Origin of the sequence: Kitasatospora sp. NPDC059088 (genome assembly GCF_042738155.1) — a bacterium.
Classification (GTDB): domain Bacteria; phylum Actinomycetota; class Actinomycetes; order Streptomycetales; family Streptomycetaceae; genus Kitasatospora.
In genome coordinates this window covers 24,202-41,082 of the sequence record NZ_JBHYGR010000018.1, presented here as the reverse complement: position 1 = coordinate 41,082, position 16,881 = coordinate 24,202, and the positions used below count along the sequence as shown (strand labels likewise).

The following is a 16,881-nucleotide window of genomic DNA, read 5'->3' as shown; positions in this document are numbered from 1 at the left end:
ACGGACTTGAGCAGGTCACCCGGGGTTTCGGCGGGCCGGGAGACGCGTCGCGGAAGGCGGGGCGCGGGAGCCCTACAGCGGCTGTTCCGGCCAGTTCAGCAGCCGCGCGCCCATCGCCGCCGTCTCCAGGGTGAAGCGCTGCAACGCGTCCGAGGGGTCGTAGCCCGTGAGCGCCTTGATCCGCTCCAGGCGGTAGCCGAGGGTGCGCACGCTCAGCCCCAGCCGACGCGCCGCCTCCGCGTTCACGTACGCCGCCTCCGCCTGCACCGCGATGGTGTCCAGCAGCGGACGGGCCCCGCCGCGCGCCTCGGTCAGCGGGCCGAGGACGCTGCGCACCAGGTCGGCCATCGCGGCCCGGTCGCGCATCAGCACCGGGAACACCAGCAGCTCCTCGGCCTTCAACTGGCAGGCCGACAGCCCCAGTCGCTGCGCGTAGTCCAGCGCGTCCAGCGCCTCGTCGTAACTGCGCAGCACCCCGCTCGCCCCCGAGTGCCGGCGGCCGGTCGCCACCCGCAGCACCGGCCGGTAGCCGGGCCCGGGGCGCAGCGTCAGCTCGGCGAACGCCTCCAGCACGGCCCGCTCGGAGTCCGGGGCGATGCAGACCAGCCGGCCGTCCTTGCTGGCGAGCAGGACGTCCCGCTCGCCGAAGCGCCCGGTCAGTTCCCGCTCCACCCGGTGCAGCATCGGGTGCACGTCCGCGAACGGTTCGTCGCCCACCGCCACCGCCACCGTGTACGCGCCCGCCAGCCGCAGCCCGAACCGCTCCGCGCGCTCGGCGAGCAGCCCCAGGTCGCTGCGGCCGTGCAGCAGGTCGTCGATGAACTCCCGTCGGGCCGCCTCCTCCTGACGGACCGCCAGGCGCTGGGACCGCTCGTGGCCCTCGCCCAGCGCGGCCAGCGCGGCGTCGGTGGCGGCCAGCACCGCGTCACCGGTCCGGCGCAGCTCGCCGACACTGCTCGCGGCGGCCGTCCCCGGCAGCGTCTGCCAGGCCCGCCGGGCCGCCGCCAGGCAGTGCGAGACCACCTCGCGCAGCCCGTAACCGGCCTCGGCGCACTGCTCGCCGAGCCGGCGCAGCGCCTCCAGCTCGTCCCGGCGGGGCAGGCGCCCGGTGCGGGAGGTGTCGGCGAGCAGGGCGAGGTACGCCTCGGCCAGCTCGTTCGGTATGTCGCACTCGTCCGTCTCGTTCACCGTTACTGCCAACCCCCGTGTGGCCTGCGATTTCGGCGCTGAACGTTATCAGGATCCATACGCCCGGGAGCCGTTCCCGCTACCGCTCGCGGAAGTGCAGCACGAAGCGCGCGCTGCTGCCGTCGATCCGGCGCCGGACGTACAGCGACGGCGTGCCGTCCGGCGTGCAGCTGACCCCCTCGCGGACCAGCAGCGGGGTGCCCGCCGGGACGCCCAGCAGTTCGGCGTCCGCGAGGTCCGCGCCGATCGCGCCGAAGGCCCGCCAGTCGTACTCCAGCTCCACCCCGGCGGCCCGGGCCAGGTCCAGCACCAGGTTCCCGGCGTGGCCGGGCCGTACCAGCTCGGCGGGCAGCGGGCCGAACGGCACCCAGTAGCTGCACGCGGCCCGGGCCCGGCCGCCGAGGCGGATCACCGAGTCCAGCCGGTGCAGCTCGCCCGGCGCCCGGCCCAGCTGGCGGGCCGCCTCCTCGTCCTCGGCCGAGCCGGTCACCGGCGGGGCGGCCACCACGAACTCGCCGTCGCCGCGACCCCCCGCCGGCACGGCCTCGTGCACGCTGCCCAGGTCGAAGCGCTGGCTGCGCGGGTCCACCGCGATCGAGACCCGGACGGCGGGCGGGCGGACGAAGGTGCCCACGCCCCGGCGGATCTCCACCACCGCGGCCCGCTCCAGCTCCGCGACGGCCTGCCGCACGGTCAGCCGGTTCACGCCGAACTCGGCGCTCAGCTCCGGCTCGCTCGGCAGCCGGGCGCCCGCGGGGTAGCCGCCCGCGTCGATCCGGTCCTGGAGCCGGCGGGCCAGCCGGCGGTAGACCGGGGTGTTCGGGCTGTCGGGGGGAGTGCTCGGAGGGTTCTCGGGAGTGCTCGGGGGAGTGCCCGGGGGAGTGCCCGGGGGGTTCGTCGCCACGGACCGATCCTACGAAGCCGAGGGCCCCGCCCCGGGTCGCCGTGGCGGGCCGGCGGCGGTGGGATGGAGGGGTGCCCCGCGCCCGCCGGGGGAATTGGACATCTAGACGTCTAGATGTCCTACTGGACGTTCAGCCCTCCCGTGTGCGGCTTCACCGAAAGGCCCTCGCATGTCCCTGGTCAACTTCCGCGACTCCGCCGTCCTCAGCGACCCGGAGGGCCTGCTGATCCGCCCCGGCGTGCTGTACCGCTCCGCCCAGCCCTTCCCGGCCGCCGACGAGGCCGTCGTCGCCCAGCTGCGCGCCTGCGACATCCGCACCGTCGTCGACCTGCGCGACCCCCGCGAGACCCGGCCCGACGACTGGGCCGCCGCCGAGGCCGCCGGGATAGCCGTGGTCGCCGCCCCGGTGAACCCGGCCACCGACGCCCTCACCGCCCACATGGCGACCATGACCACCGCCGCCGACCTCGGCGAGTTCTACCTGCTGCTCGCCGAATCCGCCCCCGAGGCCGTCGCCGCCGCCGTCGAGGCCACCACCCGCCCCGGCGCCGTCCTGCTGCACTGCGCCGCCGGCAAGGACCGCACCGGCCTGCTCACCGCCCTGCTGCTCGACCTCCTCGGCGTCCCCGCCGACCGGATCGTCGAGGACTACGCCCGCACCGCCGAGGCCCTCCCGCAGATCTTCGCCAACCTCGCCGAGCGCCACCGCACCGCCCTCAACGACCGGGGCACCGCCACCCGCGTCACCGACTCCGAGGGCCGCACCCTCACCATCCCCGCCCCGCTGCTCCAGGCCCCGGCCGAGGCGATGTCGGTCTTCCTCGGCCACGTCCGCACCCGTCACGGCGGCGCCGAGGCCTTCCTCCCCGCCTGCGGCGTCCCGGCCGCCACCCTCGCGGCCTTCCGCAGCAAGGCGGCGGTGCCCGCAGCCCCCGCAGTCTGACGGGCCAGGGCCGGGGCCGGGGCCACCGGAGGGGGCGTCAGACGTCCCGGCGCCGCACCACGACCACCGTCACCGCCACCGAGACGACCGCCCACGCCCCCATGGTGATCCAGGAGTCCAGCACGCTCGGCGCCCACTTGCTGATCGTGGTCGAGGAGTCGGGGTTGTAGGTGAGCAGGTTGACGGTGTCCATCGGCAGGTGGGCGCCAATCTCGTGCAGCCAGCGGTAGCGGTCCCCGCCGAACATCAGCGGCAGGATGAAGAACAGCAGCACCAGGGAGACGATCGAGGCGGTGGCGTGCCGCAGCACGGCGCCCAGGGCCATCCCGATCAGCGCGCAGACCGGCACGATCAACGCGTAGGCGAGGACGGCCTGGAGGCTGACCCCTTCGGTGATGGAGAGCCCGACGTGCCGGGAGGCCAGCATCGCGTTGCCGCCGAAGAAGGACACCGTGGACACCACCGCCCCGGCCAGCGCGGTGATCCCGCCGACCAGCAGCACCTTGGCGGCGATCACCCCGCGCCGGTCGGGCACGGCCGCGAAGGTGGTGCGGATCATGCCGGTGGTGTACTCGCCGAACACGGTGATCGCGCCGAGGCTGCCGGCCGCGATCGCCATCAGGTAGCAGGCGGTGCTGCTGAGGCTGTGGTAGAGCGCGTCGTACCGGTACGGCGGGAAGCCGGGCATCGGCCGCGGCGGGTGGTCGATGTACGTCAGGTCGGAGTGGACGGCGTTCAGGTTGATCCCGATCGCGACCAGCGAGGCCAGCGCCAGCACCCAGTACGTCGACCGCAGCGAGCGCAGTTTGATCCACTCGGCGGCGAGCAGGTCGGTGAACCGGGGCGCGGGTTCCGTCGAGCGGGCGCTCTCGGTGCGGATCAGGGTCGTGGTGCTCATCGGCTCTCTCCTGCCAGGTACTCGACGCTGTCGGCGGTCAGGGACATGAACGCCGACTCCAGGGACGACGTCCGGGTCGCCAGCTCGTGCAGCACCACGCCGTGGCGCAGCGCGAGTTCACCGATCCGGGCCGCGGCCATCCCGGTGACGACACCGAACTGCGGCTCCGACAGGCCGACTTCGGCCCCCTCGGTGCGCAACACGGGCACCAGTTGGGCGAGTTCCGGTGCCCGGACGGCCACGCTCGACTCCGCGTACCGGGCCGAGAACTCGCCCAGGCTCTCGTCGGCGATCAGCCGGCCGCGGCCGATCACCACCAGCCGGTCGGCGGTGTGCTCCATCTCGGCCATCATGTGGCTGGAGACGAAGACGGTGCGGCCCTCGTCCGCGAGGCGGCGGAACAGGCCGCGCACCCAGAGCACGCCCTCGGGGTCGAGGCCGTTCAGCGGCTCGTCGAAGAGCAGTACGGGCGGGTCGCCGAGCAGGGCCCCGGCGATGCCCAGGCGCTGCTTCATCCCCAGCGAGTAGCCGCCGATCCGCCGGTCCGCGGCCTTGCCGAGGCCGACCTCGGCGAGCACCTCGGCCACCCGGCCGAGCGGGATCCGGTTGCTGCGGGCCAGTGCGGACAGGTGGGCCCGGGCGCTGCGGCCGCCGTGCACGTCCCCGGCGTCCAGCAGGGCGCCGACGTGCCGCAGGCCGCGCGGGCGGCCGGCGAACGGCACCCCGTCGACGGTGACGGCGCCCGCGGTGGGGGTGTTGAGGCCCAGGACCATGCGCAGGGTGGTGGACTTGCCCGCGCCGTTGGGCCCCAGGAAGCCGGTGACGGTGCCCGGCCGGACGGTGAAGGTCAACTGGTCGACGGCCGTGGTGGCGCCGTACCGCTTGGTCAGTCGCTCGATCTCGATCACGGGGACAACGCTGCCGGTCGGGGGCGTGATCGGGCATCGGGCGGCGGGCCACAACCGGGAGCGGCGGCCCCCGCCCCGGGGATTACGCCCGCGGGCCGATGCGCCGTCCGACGGCCCGCCGCTACCATCGCGTCATGATCACCGAACCCCGCCCGCCGCTGCTCAGGCGCCTGCCCGCGGGCGTGTGGGTGGCGGCGTTCTGGACGTCCATCGTGGTGTTCCGGTTCTTCACCCGGGACAACGAGTTGAGCCACCTGTTCAATTACGACGGCAACACCGAGGACATGGCCCTGGTGGTCACCGCCGTGGTCACCACGCTGGTCGCCTTCCTGCTGGTGCGGCTGCCGCTGGCGGCGGTCGCGGTCGCGCTGGCGGGTGGCGTCTTCTCGCTCGGGATGTGGACGGTCACGGCGACCGCGCCGGTGCAGTTCCTGATCGCCGAGGCGGTGGTCGGCTACTGCGTGGTCACCCGCTCCCGCCTGCTCTCGACGATCGCGGTGGCGATGCCGCTGACCGTGCTCGCCACGCTGTTCGCCTGGGGCGCCGTCAACGGCTACCCGGTGAACCCGTACGCCTACCTGGGCATCGCCGCGACCGTCCTGATCGCCTGGCTGATCGGCAACACCGTCCGCCAGGGCCGCGCCCACACCGAGGCGCTGCGCGGCCGCGCCGCCGAGCAGGCCGTCACCGCCGAACGGCTGCGGATCGCCCGCGAGTTGCACGACATGGTGGCCCACAACATCGGCATCATCGCGATCCAGGCGGGCATGGGCAGCCGGGTCATGGACACCCAGCCCGCCGAGACCCGCAACGCGCTGAACGCCATCGAGGCCACCAGCCGGGAGACCCTGGCCGGGCTGCGCCGGATGCTCGGCGCGCTGCGGCAGGGCGAGGGCGAGTCCGCACCGCTCGAAGTGGCGCCCGGGCTGGACGAGTTGGAGCGGATGCGGGAGAAGGCGGCCGGCGCCGGGGTGCGGGTCGCGCTCAGCCGCAGCGGCGAGGCCCGGGCGCTGCCGCCCGAGGTGGACCTCGCCGCCTACCGGATCGTCCAGGAGGCGGTCACCAACGTGGTCAAGCACTCCGGCACCCGGGACTGCCACGTCACCGTCGCGTACGCGCCCGAGCACCTCGCCGTCACCGTCGTCGACCTCGGCGCCGGCACGCCCACGGCCACCCCCGGCACCGGCTACGGCCTGGCCGGGATGCGCGAGCGGGTCGCCCTGCTGGACGGCGAGTTCAGCGCCGGCCCGCGCCCCGGCGGCGGCTTCCGGGTGGCCGCCCTGCTGCCGCTCCCGGCCGTGCCCGCCGGGAGCCCCGAACCGACCCCCCTGGAGGTGGGACCGTGATCCGCGTCGTCCTGGTCGACGACCAGCCGCTGATCCGCACCGGCCTGCGCGTGCTCATCGCCGACGCCCCCGACCTGGAGGTGGTCGGCGAGGCCGGCAACGGCGCCGAGGCCGTCGACGTGGTCGCCCGACTGCGCCCGGACGTCGCCGTGATGGACATCCGGATGCCCGGCATGGACGGCATCGAGGCCACCCGCCGGATCCTCGCCGACCCGGACCTGCCCACCCACGTGCTGGTCCTGACCACCTTCGACGACGACGACTACGTGTACGGCGCGCTGCGCGCCGGGGCGAGCGGCTTCCTGGTCAAGGACCTCGCCCTGGAGACCATCCTGGACGGCGTCCGGGTGGTCGCCGCCGGGGACGCCCTGCTCGCGCCGGGCATCACCCGCCGGCTGATCGGCGAGTTCGCCGCCCGCCCAGACACGGCCGCCCGGCCGCGGACGTCCGCCGAGGGCATCACCGGGCGCGAACGCGAGGTGCTCACCCTGGTCGGCCGCGGCCTGTCCAACACGGAGATCGCCGAGGAACTCACCATCAGCGTGGCCACCGCCAAGGCGCACGTCGCCCGGCTGTTCACCAAGCTGGGCGCCCGGGACCGGGTCCACCTGGTCATCCACGCCTACGAGTTCGGGCTCGTCGCGCCCTCGTGACGGTGCCGCCCCGGTGGCCGGCCCCGGACAGCGCGAAGCGCCGGGGCGGGCCCGCACAGCCCGCCCCGGCGCTTCCCCCGTACCGGATCGTCAGGGCACAAGACCCCTCCGGCCCGTCCGATCCGTCGGTCCCGTCAGCTCCCGAGCTGCCCCACGCTGCTCGGGGGACGGCGTTCGGAGGCGTTCAGGCGACGTCGGTCGGTCCCCGACCGTTCGGTCCCCGACCGCTCAGTGCCCGACCGCTCAGTGCCCGACCGCTCAGTGGACGATCGCGTGCGAGATCTGGCACCCGCTGACCGCGTTCGACCAGGTCCCCTGCATCGCGAACGAGCCGGTCGCGAAGGCCACGTTCTGCGAGCCGCCGGTGCCGCCGACGCCCTTCCAGGCGCACTTGTCGGCGTTCTCCGAGCCGGAGGAGTCGGTCCAGCCGCCGGCCGGGTTCTGGTCGGTGACCGTCTCCGCGTACTCGTGGCCGAACACCATGGTCACGCCGTCCAGCAGGCCCGCACTGCCGCTGTTGACGTAGTTCTGGCCGCAGGAGGTGCCCATGTCGGTCACGTACGGGTCGTTGCTGAACGCCACGTCGCCGTAGGGGGAGGTGGCCGCGCCGCCGGTCAGCGTGGTGTCGCCGTTCCAGTCGTGCCAGGCGCAGAAGTTGCCGGTCGAGGTGTTGAACCCGTCCGGGTGGGTGCCGGTCGGCGAGAGCACCACGTACTGCACGTTGCGGTTGGCGGCCGCGGTGGTGTTGCCGAAGTGCCCGGCGGCCTTGATGGCCTCGTTGGCGATCTGGTTGCCGGTGGCCTGGCCCGGGGCGGTGGCCGAGTTGTCCACCCAGACCCCGGCCAGCGCGCCGCCGGTCGGGTAGCCGACGTGCGCGGCGGTGGAGCCGCAGGTGGTGGCGCCCTTGGCGACGCCCTCGCAGTACTGGGTCATGACGCCGGACCAGGTCTCGCTGTTGGTGCCGAGGCCCTTGTACAGCTGCTGCGCCCGGACGGCCTCGCCGGACGGGTCGCCGGACAGGGTGGTGTAGCCGTTGGCGTCGGTGCCCGCGGTGCCCCACTGGGAGCCCCAGAAGACCACGTACACCTTCGGGGCGCCGGTGGTGACGCCGATGCCGTCGACCCCGCCGCCGTACTTGAGGTTGGTGGTGCGGCTCGCGGCCGCGGAGGCGGCGTTGGCGTGCTCGGCGGCCTCCTTGGTCGGGACGGTGCCGTGCCGGTACGGGTGGGACTGCCCGGCGAACTCGCTGCCCGGCTGGTCGGCCTGGGCGGCCGGCGCGGCGGCGAAGCCGGTGGCGGCCAGCGCCAGCGCGCTGAGCCCGGTCAGGGCCCGGACCCGTGCCCGGCGGGAAGTGGGGGAGATGCCCATCGTGAGGGTTCCTCTCTCATGCCGACCGCACGCCGGTGGGGGCGCGGCGACACCGTGGGGGACAAAGGGGGAGGAGCGACGACGGCAGGCCGGTGTCCACCGACCGCCCGTCAGGGACGGTCGGTGAAACGGGGATGGGGGACCGGTTCACTGCCGACGGCGGGAAGCAAAGCACCGCCGCGGAAACCGGGTCAACGACGCCGGGAGTAAGACCAGCCCCAAGAGCGGCCCCGGACGAGGTATTGAACGTCAAAAACCCGCAGTTGACAGGTGGTTGACGCGCTTGACGAAGACATGCCTCAACAGTTGAAGGGGCCTTCTACACCGTATGGCGGCCCGCCCCGGCCCGCCCCGGCCCGCCCCGGCCCGGCCCGCCGCCCGGCTCAGCGCTGCGCGCCCTCGACCTCCGGGTCTTCCGTGCCCTGGACGTCCGCGCCCTGGAGCTCCGTGCCCCGGACCTCCGTGATGCGCATGATCCGCCCGTGCGAGTCCAGCACGACGTCGTAGGCGTTGCCGTGGCAGCCGTACGGATCGGCCGGGTCGCGTTCGGCCAGGCAGTCGTTGAGGTGGGTGACCAGTTCGTCCAGGTGGACGGGCCGCGCGCTCTCCCCGCGCGGGCGGTCGATCAGGGTGGCGGTGACGCCGGCCGCCGCGAAGCCGTAGTGGACGGGCGAGCCGGTGGCCTCGTAGCGGGGCGGGGTGCAGGCGAACTGGGCGGGCTGGGCGGTGAGTTCGGCCGGGCCGGCGGCGACCACGACCAGCACCTGGTGGCCGGGCCGCAGGGCGGGCGCGGTGCACTCCGGGGCGGGGTCGACGGGTGCGCCGGGTGCGGCGGCGACGGTGCCCGCGGCGGTGCCGGTGGCGGTGTAGGCCTCCTCGTCGGCGAAGTCGTCGTCGCCGTCCAGCAGCGGGTCGTCCAGGCCCTCGTCGGCGAGGGCCTCGGCCGAGGAGGCGGCGGTCACCGTCGGGCGGGAGTCCGCGGGGGTGCAGCCGGTGAGTCCGGCCAGGGTGAGTCCGGTCAGGGCGGCGGCGGCGAGGAGGGTACGGGGCACGGCCATGACACAAGTCTCCCCGGGCGGCGGCGGTGGTCGGTACCCGGGTACCACGAGCGGCGCGCACCGTACGGTTCCCGCCCCCGCCGGACGTGCGGGTCCGGTGGGGGCGGGAGGTTCAGGGGGCAGGCGCCAGGTGTCGGACGCCAGGGGCGAGGCGCCAGGCGCCAGGTGTCAGACCGTGACCGCCGGCTGCGCCTCGTACGCCCCGCGCACCCGCGCCTGCGCGGCCGCGTCCACGCCCAGGTGGTCCAGCCCGAGCAGCGCGGCGCCCAGCACCGGCGGCGCGACGACCACCCGCGGCTCGGCCAGCGGCGCGGCCCGGGCCAGCCGCTCCCTCAGGTTGTCGAGCAGCAGCGGCTGCCGGGAGGCGAGCACCCCGCCGCCGAGCACCACCGGGGTGGCGGAGTCCAGCAGGTCCAGCCGGCCGAGGGCGACCACGGCCAGCCGGACGATCTCGTCGGCCTGCCGGTCGATCAGCTCCCGGGCGACGGCGTCCCCGGCGTTCGCGACCGCGAACAGCACCCGGACGATCTCGTGCAGCCGGCTGGCCGGCAGGTGCCCGAGGTGGACGGCCTCGGCGACGGCCCCGGCGCTGGACAGGCCGAAGTGCTCGGCGATGGCCGCGGCGAGCCCGGTGGGCCCGCCGCGCCCGTCCTCCGCGCGGACGGCGTGCCACATGCTGCTGGCGGCCAGTCCGCCGCCGCCGCCCCAGTCGCCGGTGAGCTCGCCGAGGGCCGGGAAGCGGGCGGTGCGCCCGTCCGGCAGCAGCCCGACGCAGTTGATCCCGGCGCCGCAGACCACCGCGACCCCGCGCGGGCCGTCGGTGCCGGCCCGCAGCAGGCCGAAGGTGTCGTTGACGACGGTGTTGCTGAGCCCCCACGGGTGCGATTCCAGGGCTGCGCGCAGCGCCTCCTCCTCCACCGGGAGGTCGGCGTTGGCCAGGCAGGCGCTGACGTGGCTGGTCAGCACGCCGCGGAAGGACGGGAATCCGGCCGCCGCGGCGGCCTCCTCGACCAGCGGGGCGAGGCCCGCGACGGCCGCCGCGCCGCCGATCTTCTGCGGGGCGAAGCCGCCGCCGCGGGCGGTCCCGCGGACGGTGCCGTCGGCGCCGATCAGGGCGACGTCGGTCTTGGAGTTGCCCGCGTCGATGGCGAGGACGCCGGGCAGGAGTGGTTCGGGCTGGTGGGTCATCAGGTCCCCGCGGCTCGTACGTGGCCCGGCCGCGAGCTCCGGCCGGGGACCGGGCCCCCACGCGGGGGGCCCGGTGAGGGCTCTCAGGCCCAGGAGAGGTGCTCGCGGTTGTGGGCGAGCAGCCGGTCCGTGAGCCGGTCGGCGAGTTCGATCTGGCCGACCAGCGGGTGCGCGAGCAGGGCGTCGAAGACCCGGTCGCGGCCGCCGCGCAGGGCGGCGTCGAGCGCGAGGTGCTCGTACGAGGTGACGGCGGCGACCAGGCCGGCGAACAGCGGCTCGACCGGCCGTTGCGGCAGCGGCCGCACGCCGCGGGCGTCCACCTCGGCGGGCACCTCGATGACGGCGTCGTCCGGCAGGAACGGCAGCACCCCGTCGTTGCGGGTGTTGACGACCTGGACGGAGGTCCCGCCGCCGGTGCCGAGCAGGGCGGCGATCAGCTGGACGGCGGCCTCCGAGTAGAAGGCCCCGCCGCGCTTGCCGAGCAGTTCCGGCTTGGTGTCGAGGGCCGGGTCGGCGTACAGCTCCAGCAACTGCCGTTCGATCTCGGCGACCTGGGCGGCCCGCGAGCCCTGCACCCTGAGCTCCTCGACCACCGCGTCGTGCTGGTAGAAGTAGCGCAGGTAGTAGGAGGGCACCACGCCGAGCCGCTGCACGAAGGCCTGCGGCAGGTGGAGGTCCTCGGCGATCTCCTTGCCGAAGTCCCGCAGCAGTTCCGGCAGCACCTCGCGGCCGCCGGCGGCCCCCGGGCCGTCCAGCAGGGTGACCCCGCGCTCCCAGGTGAGGTGGTTGAGCCCGACGTGGTCCAGCCGGACCAGCTCCGGGTCCACCCCCAGGTGCCCGGCGAACTTGCGCTGGAAGCCGATGGCGACGTTGCACAGCCCGACGGCCTTGTGCCCGGCGCTCTGCAGGGCCCGGGTGACGATGCCGACCGGGTTGGTGAAGTCGACGATCCAGGCGTCCGGGTTGGTGCGGCGGACCTGCTCGGCGATGTCCAGGACGACCGGCACGGTGCGCAGCGCCTTGGCGAGCCCGCCCGCGCCGGTGGTCTCCTGGCCGACGCAGCCGCACTCCAGCGGCCAGGTCTCGTCCTGGTCGCGCGCGGCCTGGCCGCCGACCCGCAGCTGGAGCAGGACGGCGTCGGCATCGGCGACGCCCGCCGCCAGGTCGGTGGTGACGGTGACGGTGGCGGAGTGGCCCTGCTTGGCGAAGATCCGCCGGGCCAGTCCGCCGATCAGCTCCAGCCGTTCGGCGGCCGGGTCGATCAGGACCAGTTCGCCGACCGGAAGGGTGTCGCGCAGCCGGGCGAAGCCGTCGATCAGCTCCGGGGTGTACGTCGAACCGCCGCCGACGATGGCCAACTTGAGTGCGGACATCAGCCCTTGACCCCTGTCAGTGTCACGCCTTCGATGAAGGCCTTCTGTGCGAAGAAGAAGAGGACGATCACCGGTGCCATCACCAGCAGGGTGGCGGCCATGGTGAGGTTCCAGTTGGTGTGGTGGGCGGCCTTGAACGACTCCAGGCCGTAACTGAGCGTCCAGGCCTGCTGGTTGTTGCTGGCGTAGATCTGCGGGCCGAAGTAGTCGTTCCAGCAGTAGAAGAACTGGAACAGGGCGACGGCGGCGATGGCCGGCTTGGCCATCGGCAGCACGACCCGCAGCAGGGTGCGCAGGTCGCCGCAGCCGTCGATCCGGGCGGCCTCCAGGTACTCCTTGGGGATGGTCAGCAGGAACTGGCGCAGCAGGAAGATCGAGAAGGCGTCGCCGAAGGCCATCGGGATGATCAGCGGCCAGAGCGAGCCGCCGAGGCCCAGCTGCTTGGTCCAGAACAGGAACATCGGGATGACGGTGACCTGCGGCGGCAGCATCATCATCGCGATGACGGCCATCAGGGCCAGGTTGCGGCCGCGGAAGCGGAACTTGGCGAGCGCGTAGGCGACCGGCAGGCTGGAGACGACGGTCAGCAGGGTGCCGGCGCAGGCGTACACCAGGGTGTTGCGCCACCAGGTGAGGAAGCCGGGGGTGTGCCAGACCTGGCCGTAGTTGCCCCAGTTCCAGGAGGTGGGCCAGTAGTCGGTGGTGAGCGCCTGCTGGTCGTTCATCACCGAGGTGAGGAAGACGAAGACGAAGGGCAGCAGGAAGAACAGCGCGGCGGCGATCGCCAGCGAGTGCACCGCCACCCAGTTGAGGAGCGCGCGGCGCCGGGCGGCGCGGGCGGCCGCGGTGCCGGTGCGGGAGGCGCCCGCGGGGGGCTTCGGGAGCGTGGAGCTGAGAGTCATGGTCGGGTCCTCACTGTCCGCTAGTCGTCGCTCGCCATGAAGCCGGACTTGCGGCGGAGCAGGATCGAGGTGACGGCCATCGAGATGACGAACAGCACCATCGCGACGGCGCAGGCCGCACCGTAGTTGAAGCGCTGGAAGCCGAGGTTGTAGACCATCTGGGGCAGGGTCCAGGTGGAGCCCTGGGGGTAGCCGGGTTCGAACTGCTGGCCGGAGTTGCCCGCGATGCCGCTGGCGACCTTCCCGGCGACGATCGCCTGGGTGTAGTACTGCATGGTCTGGATGACCCCGGTGACCACCGCGAACATGATGATCGGCGAGATGTTCGGCAGCGTGACGTACCGGAACCGCTGGAACGGGCCGGCGCCGTCCAGTTCGGCCGCCTCGTACTGCTCCTTGGGCACGTCCAGCAGCGAGGCCATGAAGATGACCATCAGGTCGCCGATGCCCCACATGGCGAGCAGGGTGAGCGCGGGCTTGGACCAGTCCGGGTCGGCGAACCAGCCGGGCTGCGGCAGGCCGAGCTCGCCCAGCAGGTGGTTCAGCGGGCCGGTGCCCGGGTTGAGCAGGAAGGCGAAGGCGACGGTGGCGGCCACCGGCGGGGCCAGGTACGGCAGGTAGAAGACGGTGCGGAAGAAGCCCGCGCCGGTCTTGACCTTGGTGATCAGCATCCCGATGCCGAGCCCGAAGGCGACCCGCAGCGACACCATGATCAGCACCAGCCACAGGGTGTTGCGCAGGCCCTGCCAGAAGGTCGGCAGCTGGTTGAGGACGTAGTCCCAGTTCTTGAGGCCGTTGAAGGTCGCGGCGCCGATGCCGTTGTACCGGGTGAAGGAGAAGTAGGCGGTGGAGACCAGCGGGTAGACGAAGAAGACGCTGAACCCGATCAGCCAGGGGGAGAGGAAGGCGAGGGTGCGGGCCGCCTCCCGGCGGCGCTTCCGGCGCAGCAGCTGCTGCGTGGAGGGCGTCGCCGGGTCGGTGGTCGCGGCGCCCTTGCGGGTGCCGAACGCGATTGACATGGGGTGCTCCGTGGACCGTTCCCGCTACTTCGCCTGGGCGATGTCGGTGTCGACCTGCTTGGCCGTGGCGGCGAGGCCCGCCTTGAGGTCGGTCTGCTTGCCGGACTCGTAGTCGTAGCCGAGGTTCTGCAGCGAGACGATGTAGGCGCCGCCGTTGACGCTGGCCGGGGTGGTGCCCGAGTTCGGGTTCTTGGCGACGTCCAGGAAGGTCTTGAAGTTCGGGTCGCTGACCAGCTTCGGCGAGCTCAGCGCGTCGAAGGTGCTCGGCACGTTGTGGATGGCGTTGGCGAAGTTGACCACGGCGTCCGTGTCGGTGGTCAGGAACTTCACGAACTCCCAGGCCGCGGTCTGCTTCTTGCTGGTGCTGGCGATGCCGACGATGGTGCCGGTCTGGTAGCCGCGGCCGTAGGTGTCGGCCTGGTCGTCCGGCACCGGGAACGGCGCGGTGGCCCAGTCGAAGTCGGGCTTGTTCTCGGCGAGCGAGGCGGTCCGCCACTCACCGTCGATGGCCATCGCGACCTGACCGGTGTGGAAGGGGTTCTTGGCGCTGAACTCCTCGCCGAAGGTGGCGCGGTACTTCTCCAGCTTGGCGTAGCCGCCGAGCTGGTCGACCATGCCCTTCTGCCAGTCGAGCATCGCGGCGACCTTGGGGTCGGCGGCCAGGTTCGACTTGCCGTCGGCGCCGAAGTAGGTGGCGCCGTACTGGCCGAGGAAGTGCTCGGTGGTGGACTCGTAGCCGTGGTACAGCGGCATGAAGCCGAGCTGCTTGTACGAGTCGCCGTCGGCGAGCGTCAGCGCCTTGGCGTCCGCGGCGAACTCGCTGAAGGTCTTCGGCGGCGCGGAGATGCCGGCCGCGGCGAAGGCCTTCTTGTTGTAGTACAGGCCGTACGCGTCGCCGAGCAGCGGCAGCGAGCACTGGTTGCCCTGGAACTGGGTGTAGTTGAGCATCGCGGCCGGGAAGGTCTTGGCCGCGTCGATGCCGCTCTTCTGCAGCTGGGGCTTGAGGTCGATGAACGCCTTCGTCGAGCAGAACATGCCGACGTTGTTGGTGGTGAAGGAGGACACCACGTCCGGCGCGTCGTCCCCGCCGGCCCGCAGGGCCTGGTTGACCTTGTCGTCCGCGACGTTGCCGACCGGCTTGACGTGGATGTTGGGGTGGGCCTTCTCGAAGGCGGCGATGGTGTCGTTGATCGCCTTCACCTCGTTGTCCTGGCTCCAGCCGTGCCAGAAGGTGATGGTGACGTCCTTGCCGCTGGCGGAGTCGTCGTTGCCGCCGGACTCGCTGGAACCGGTGCAGGCGGAGGCGAGCAGGGTCAGGACGGCGCTGCCGGCGACGGCGGCGACGGTGCGGCGGCCTCTGCGGGAGGGGGTGGCGTGCACTTCGAGGTCCTCCTGGGGGTGCGCGGACAGGCGTCATTGCCTCGGGGCCCGCGTAGGGGTTGGGGGAGAGGTGGGTGCAGGGCGTCTTGGAGAGCGGGAGCGGGAGCGGGGCGGGAGCAGGGAAGCGGGGGGAGCGGGGGAGCGGGGAGCGCTAGTGGGTGGAGAAGACCGCCTCACGGGCGTCCGTGAGGGCCCGTTGCAGGGCGCCGAGCAGGACGGGCGAACCGGACAGGGCACTGCTGCGGATCTCCGGCCGGGCGTGGCAGACCCGGGCCAGTTCGTCCTCGACGAGCGCGCGCAGGCGTTCGCCGCCCGCGTTCGGCACCGCGCCGGAGAGGACCACCAGCTGGGGGTCGACCACGGCGACGATCACGGACAGCCCGACGGCGAGCCGCCCGGCCAGTTCGGTGAGGAACGCGTCGCCGGCACCCGGGGTCTCCAGGGCCTTGGCGACCGACTCCTCGGCGGTGGGCGCGCCGAGCCCGTGCTCGCGGGCCAGGGTCCGGACGGCGACCGCCCCGACCTGGTCCTGGAAGCCGCCGAACTTGCGGCGCCGGGCGTCCCACTCGACCGGCGAGCCGGGCACCGGCATGTAGCCGACCTCCCCGGCGCCGCCGGTGAAGCCGCGGTGCAGCCGCCCGGCGATCACGACCGCGGCGCCGACCCCCGACTCGGCCCAGAGCAGCACGAAGTCCTCGAAGCCGGCCGCCGCACCGGAGACCTGCTCGGCGACCGCGGCCAGGTTCACGTCGTTCTCGATCGACACCGGCGCGCCGATCGCCCCGGTCAGCTCCTCCACCAGCCGCGGCGAGTGCCAACCGGGCAGGTGCGAGGCGTAGCGCAGCTTCCCGGTGACCGGGTCCGGCGCACCGCCGAGCCCGATCGCGACCGTCCGCAGACCCCCCGCGGGCACCCCGGCGGCGCGCACCGCCTCGGCGACGGCCGCGGCCACCCGCGGCACGGTCCCGGCGGCCGGGACGCCCTTGGTCGACACGGTGTGCTCGGTCAGCGTGTTGCCGGTGATGTCGGCGACGGCGACCCGGATCCCGCTGTTGGTGACGTCCAGCCCGGCCACGTACCCGGCCGCCGGATTCACCTGGTACAGCTGCGCGTTGGGCCCCGGCCCACCCTCCGTCGTCCCGACCGGCAGCACCAGCCCGGCCGCCTCCAGCCGGGACAGCAACTGCGAGGCCGTCGGCTTCGACAACCCGGTCAACGCGCCGATCTGCGTCCGGGACAACGGCCCGTTCTCCAGCAGCAGTTCCAGCGCGGCCCGGTCGTTGATGGCGCGCAACAGGCTCGGCGTACCGGCGAGTGGAGCCTTGGCGGTGCTCTTGGTCATGCCGGGATCCTCCCCTTCCGCCGCCCCTGCGTGAACTGTTAGGAAACTTTCCAGTCGCTCGGAACAGGACCGTACGATCCCCGTCAGCACAGTGTCAATGCCCCCCACACCCTCGGATGCCGAAGCGTTACCGGACCCACGGCGGGCCCCGCCCCCACCCAACCGGGGGCGGGACTCCTGAAGAAGAGGGGATTGCGGTGTGGCCCCTCGGCGCACCGAGAGACGACACCAATGGAAACGAAGTGAAATGGGGGAGGTCGTCTTTCGGGCTCTCGCTGGATCGTTGAGGGCTTCCTTGAATTGCTTGCGGTGGGCCCCCGGGCGGCGCGGGGGCCCGCCCGCAAAAAAACAAAAAAACCAAATAGGGGTGTGGGTGATAATATGGTGAAAATATAATAGAAAGTCGACCTG

General features: G+C 73.1%; 15 protein-coding genes. 3 read left to right on the top strand and 12 right to left on the bottom strand.

Annotated features, from left to right (window positions below):
• Positions 1–72: 72 nt before the first annotated feature.
• Together ACFWXO_RS10935 and ACFWXO_RS10930 are read right to left on the bottom strand one after the other, a co-directional pair.
• The gene (locus ACFWXO_RS10935) at positions 73–1,188 is read right to left on the bottom strand and encodes a PucR family transcriptional regulator (protein WP_380523240.1); all 1,116 of its coding nucleotides are present in this window, start codon (positions 1,186–1,188) and stop codon (positions 73–75) included.
• Between the two features lie 79 nt (positions 1,189–1,267).
• Positions 1,268–2,092, bottom strand: a complete 825-nt coding sequence (locus tag ACFWXO_RS10930) for a GntR family transcriptional regulator (RefSeq protein ID WP_380523239.1) — start codon at positions 2,090–2,092, stop codon at positions 1,268–1,270.
• A gap of 169 nt (positions 2,093–2,261) precedes the next feature.
• On the opposite strand from ACFWXO_RS10930, the gene ACFWXO_RS10925 reads away from it, so the two are divergent.
• A complete protein-coding gene (locus ACFWXO_RS10925; RefSeq protein ID WP_380523238.1) occupies positions 2,262–3,035 on the top strand; it encodes a tyrosine-protein phosphatase in 774 nt (257 codons plus the stop codon).
• Positions 3,036–3,072: 37 nt separating this feature from the next.
• On the opposite strand, the gene ACFWXO_RS10920 is transcribed toward ACFWXO_RS10925, so the two are convergent.
• Positions 3,073–3,933, bottom strand: a complete 861-nt coding sequence (locus ACFWXO_RS10920; protein ID WP_380523237.1) for an ABC transporter permease subunit — start codon at positions 3,931–3,933, stop codon at positions 3,073–3,075.
• A complete protein-coding gene (locus ACFWXO_RS10915) occupies positions 3,930–4,841 on the bottom strand; it encodes an ABC transporter ATP-binding protein (RefSeq protein WP_380523236.1) in 912 nt (303 codons plus the stop codon). Before ACFWXO_RS10915 ends, ACFWXO_RS10920 begins: the two co-directional genes overlap by 4 nt.
• A 134-nt stretch (positions 4,842–4,975) precedes the next feature.
• Between ACFWXO_RS10915 and ACFWXO_RS10910 the strand changes: the two genes are divergently transcribed.
• Positions 4,976–6,187 carry a sensor histidine kinase gene (locus ACFWXO_RS10910; protein WP_380523235.1) on the top strand — a complete coding sequence of 404 codons (1,212 nt, stop codon included), beginning with the start codon at positions 4,976–4,978 and terminating at the stop codon, positions 6,185–6,187.
• Positions 6,184–6,840, top strand: a complete 657-nt coding sequence (locus tag ACFWXO_RS10905) for a response regulator (protein ID WP_380407619.1) — start codon at positions 6,184–6,186, stop codon at positions 6,838–6,840. Before ACFWXO_RS10910 ends, ACFWXO_RS10905 begins: the two co-directional genes overlap by 4 nt.
• A 258-nt stretch (positions 6,841–7,098) precedes the next feature.
• Here the strand turns inward: ACFWXO_RS10905 and ACFWXO_RS10900 are convergent, their stop codons facing one another.
• The 8 genes from ACFWXO_RS10900 to ACFWXO_RS10865 form a co-directional block, all read right to left on the bottom strand.
• A complete protein-coding gene (locus tag ACFWXO_RS10900; RefSeq protein ID WP_380523234.1) occupies positions 7,099–8,208 on the bottom strand; it encodes a hypothetical protein in 1,110 nt (369 codons plus the stop codon).
• 383 nt (positions 8,209–8,591) lie between these two features.
• Positions 8,592–9,266, bottom strand: a complete 675-nt coding sequence (locus ACFWXO_RS10895) for a hypothetical protein (protein WP_380523232.1) — start codon at positions 9,264–9,266, stop codon at positions 8,592–8,594.
• Positions 9,267–9,434: 168 nt separating this feature from the next.
• Complete coding sequence (locus tag ACFWXO_RS10890; RefSeq protein WP_380523231.1) at positions 9,435–10,454, bottom strand: N-acetylglucosamine kinase; 1,020 nt, start codon at positions 10,452–10,454, stop codon at positions 9,435–9,437.
• An 83-nt stretch (positions 10,455–10,537) separates the two neighbouring features.
• Entirely contained in the window at positions 10,538–11,827 is a 1,290-nt protein-coding gene (locus ACFWXO_RS10885) for a 6-phospho-beta-glucosidase (protein ID WP_375888251.1), read from the bottom strand.
• Entirely contained in the window at positions 11,827–12,729 is a 903-nt protein-coding gene (locus tag ACFWXO_RS10880; RefSeq protein ID WP_375888253.1) for a carbohydrate ABC transporter permease, read from the bottom strand. Before ACFWXO_RS10880 ends, ACFWXO_RS10885 begins: the two co-directional genes overlap by 1 nt.
• A gap of 20 nt (positions 12,730–12,749) precedes the next feature.
• Positions 12,750–13,748, bottom strand: a complete 999-nt coding sequence (locus tag ACFWXO_RS10875; RefSeq protein WP_375888255.1) for a carbohydrate ABC transporter permease — start codon at positions 13,746–13,748, stop codon at positions 12,750–12,752.
• Between the two features lie 24 nt (positions 13,749–13,772).
• Entirely contained in the window at positions 13,773–15,128 is a 1,356-nt protein-coding gene (locus ACFWXO_RS10870; RefSeq protein WP_380523230.1) for an ABC transporter substrate-binding protein, read from the bottom strand.
• Between the two features lie 151 nt (positions 15,129–15,279).
• Positions 15,280–16,470: an ROK family transcriptional regulator gene (locus ACFWXO_RS10865; RefSeq protein ID WP_375888260.1), complete on the bottom strand. Its 1,191-nt coding sequence runs from the start codon at positions 16,468–16,470 to the stop codon at positions 15,280–15,282.
• Positions 16,471–16,881 lie beyond the last annotated feature (411 nt).

Coding starts and splice junctions, on each gene's coding strand:
- ACFWXO_RS10880 (WP_375888253.1), bottom strand. CDS start 12,729: ATGACTCTCAGCTCCACGCTCCCGAAGCCCCCCGCGGGCGCCTCCCGC.
- ACFWXO_RS10895 (WP_380523232.1), bottom strand. CDS start 9,266: ATGGCCGTGCCCCGTACCCTCCTCGCCGCCGCCGCCCTGACCGGACTC.
- ACFWXO_RS10885 (WP_375888251.1), bottom strand. CDS start 11,827: ATGTCCGCACTCAAGTTGGCCATCGTCGGCGGCGGTTCGACGTACACC.
- ACFWXO_RS10900 (WP_380523234.1), bottom strand. CDS start 8,208: ATGGGCATCTCCCCCACTTCCCGCCGGGCACGGGTCCGGGCCCTGACC.
- ACFWXO_RS10865 (WP_375888260.1), bottom strand. CDS start 16,470: ATGACCAAGAGCACCGCCAAGGCTCCACTCGCCGGTACGCCGAGCCTG.
- ACFWXO_RS10920 (WP_380523237.1), bottom strand. CDS start 3,933: ATGAGCACCACGACCCTGATCCGCACCGAGAGCGCCCGCTCGACGGAA.
- ACFWXO_RS10925 (WP_380523238.1), top strand. CDS start 2,262: ATGTCCCTGGTCAACTTCCGCGACTCCGCCGTCCTCAGCGACCCGGAG.
- ACFWXO_RS10890 (WP_380523231.1), bottom strand. CDS start 10,454: ATGACCCACCAGCCCGAACCACTCCTGCCCGGCGTCCTCGCCATCGAC.
- ACFWXO_RS10875 (WP_375888255.1), bottom strand. CDS start 13,748: ATGTCAATCGCGTTCGGCACCCGCAAGGGCGCCGCGACCACCGACCCG.
- ACFWXO_RS10910 (WP_380523235.1), top strand. CDS start 4,976: ATGATCACCGAACCCCGCCCGCCGCTGCTCAGGCGCCTGCCCGCGGGC.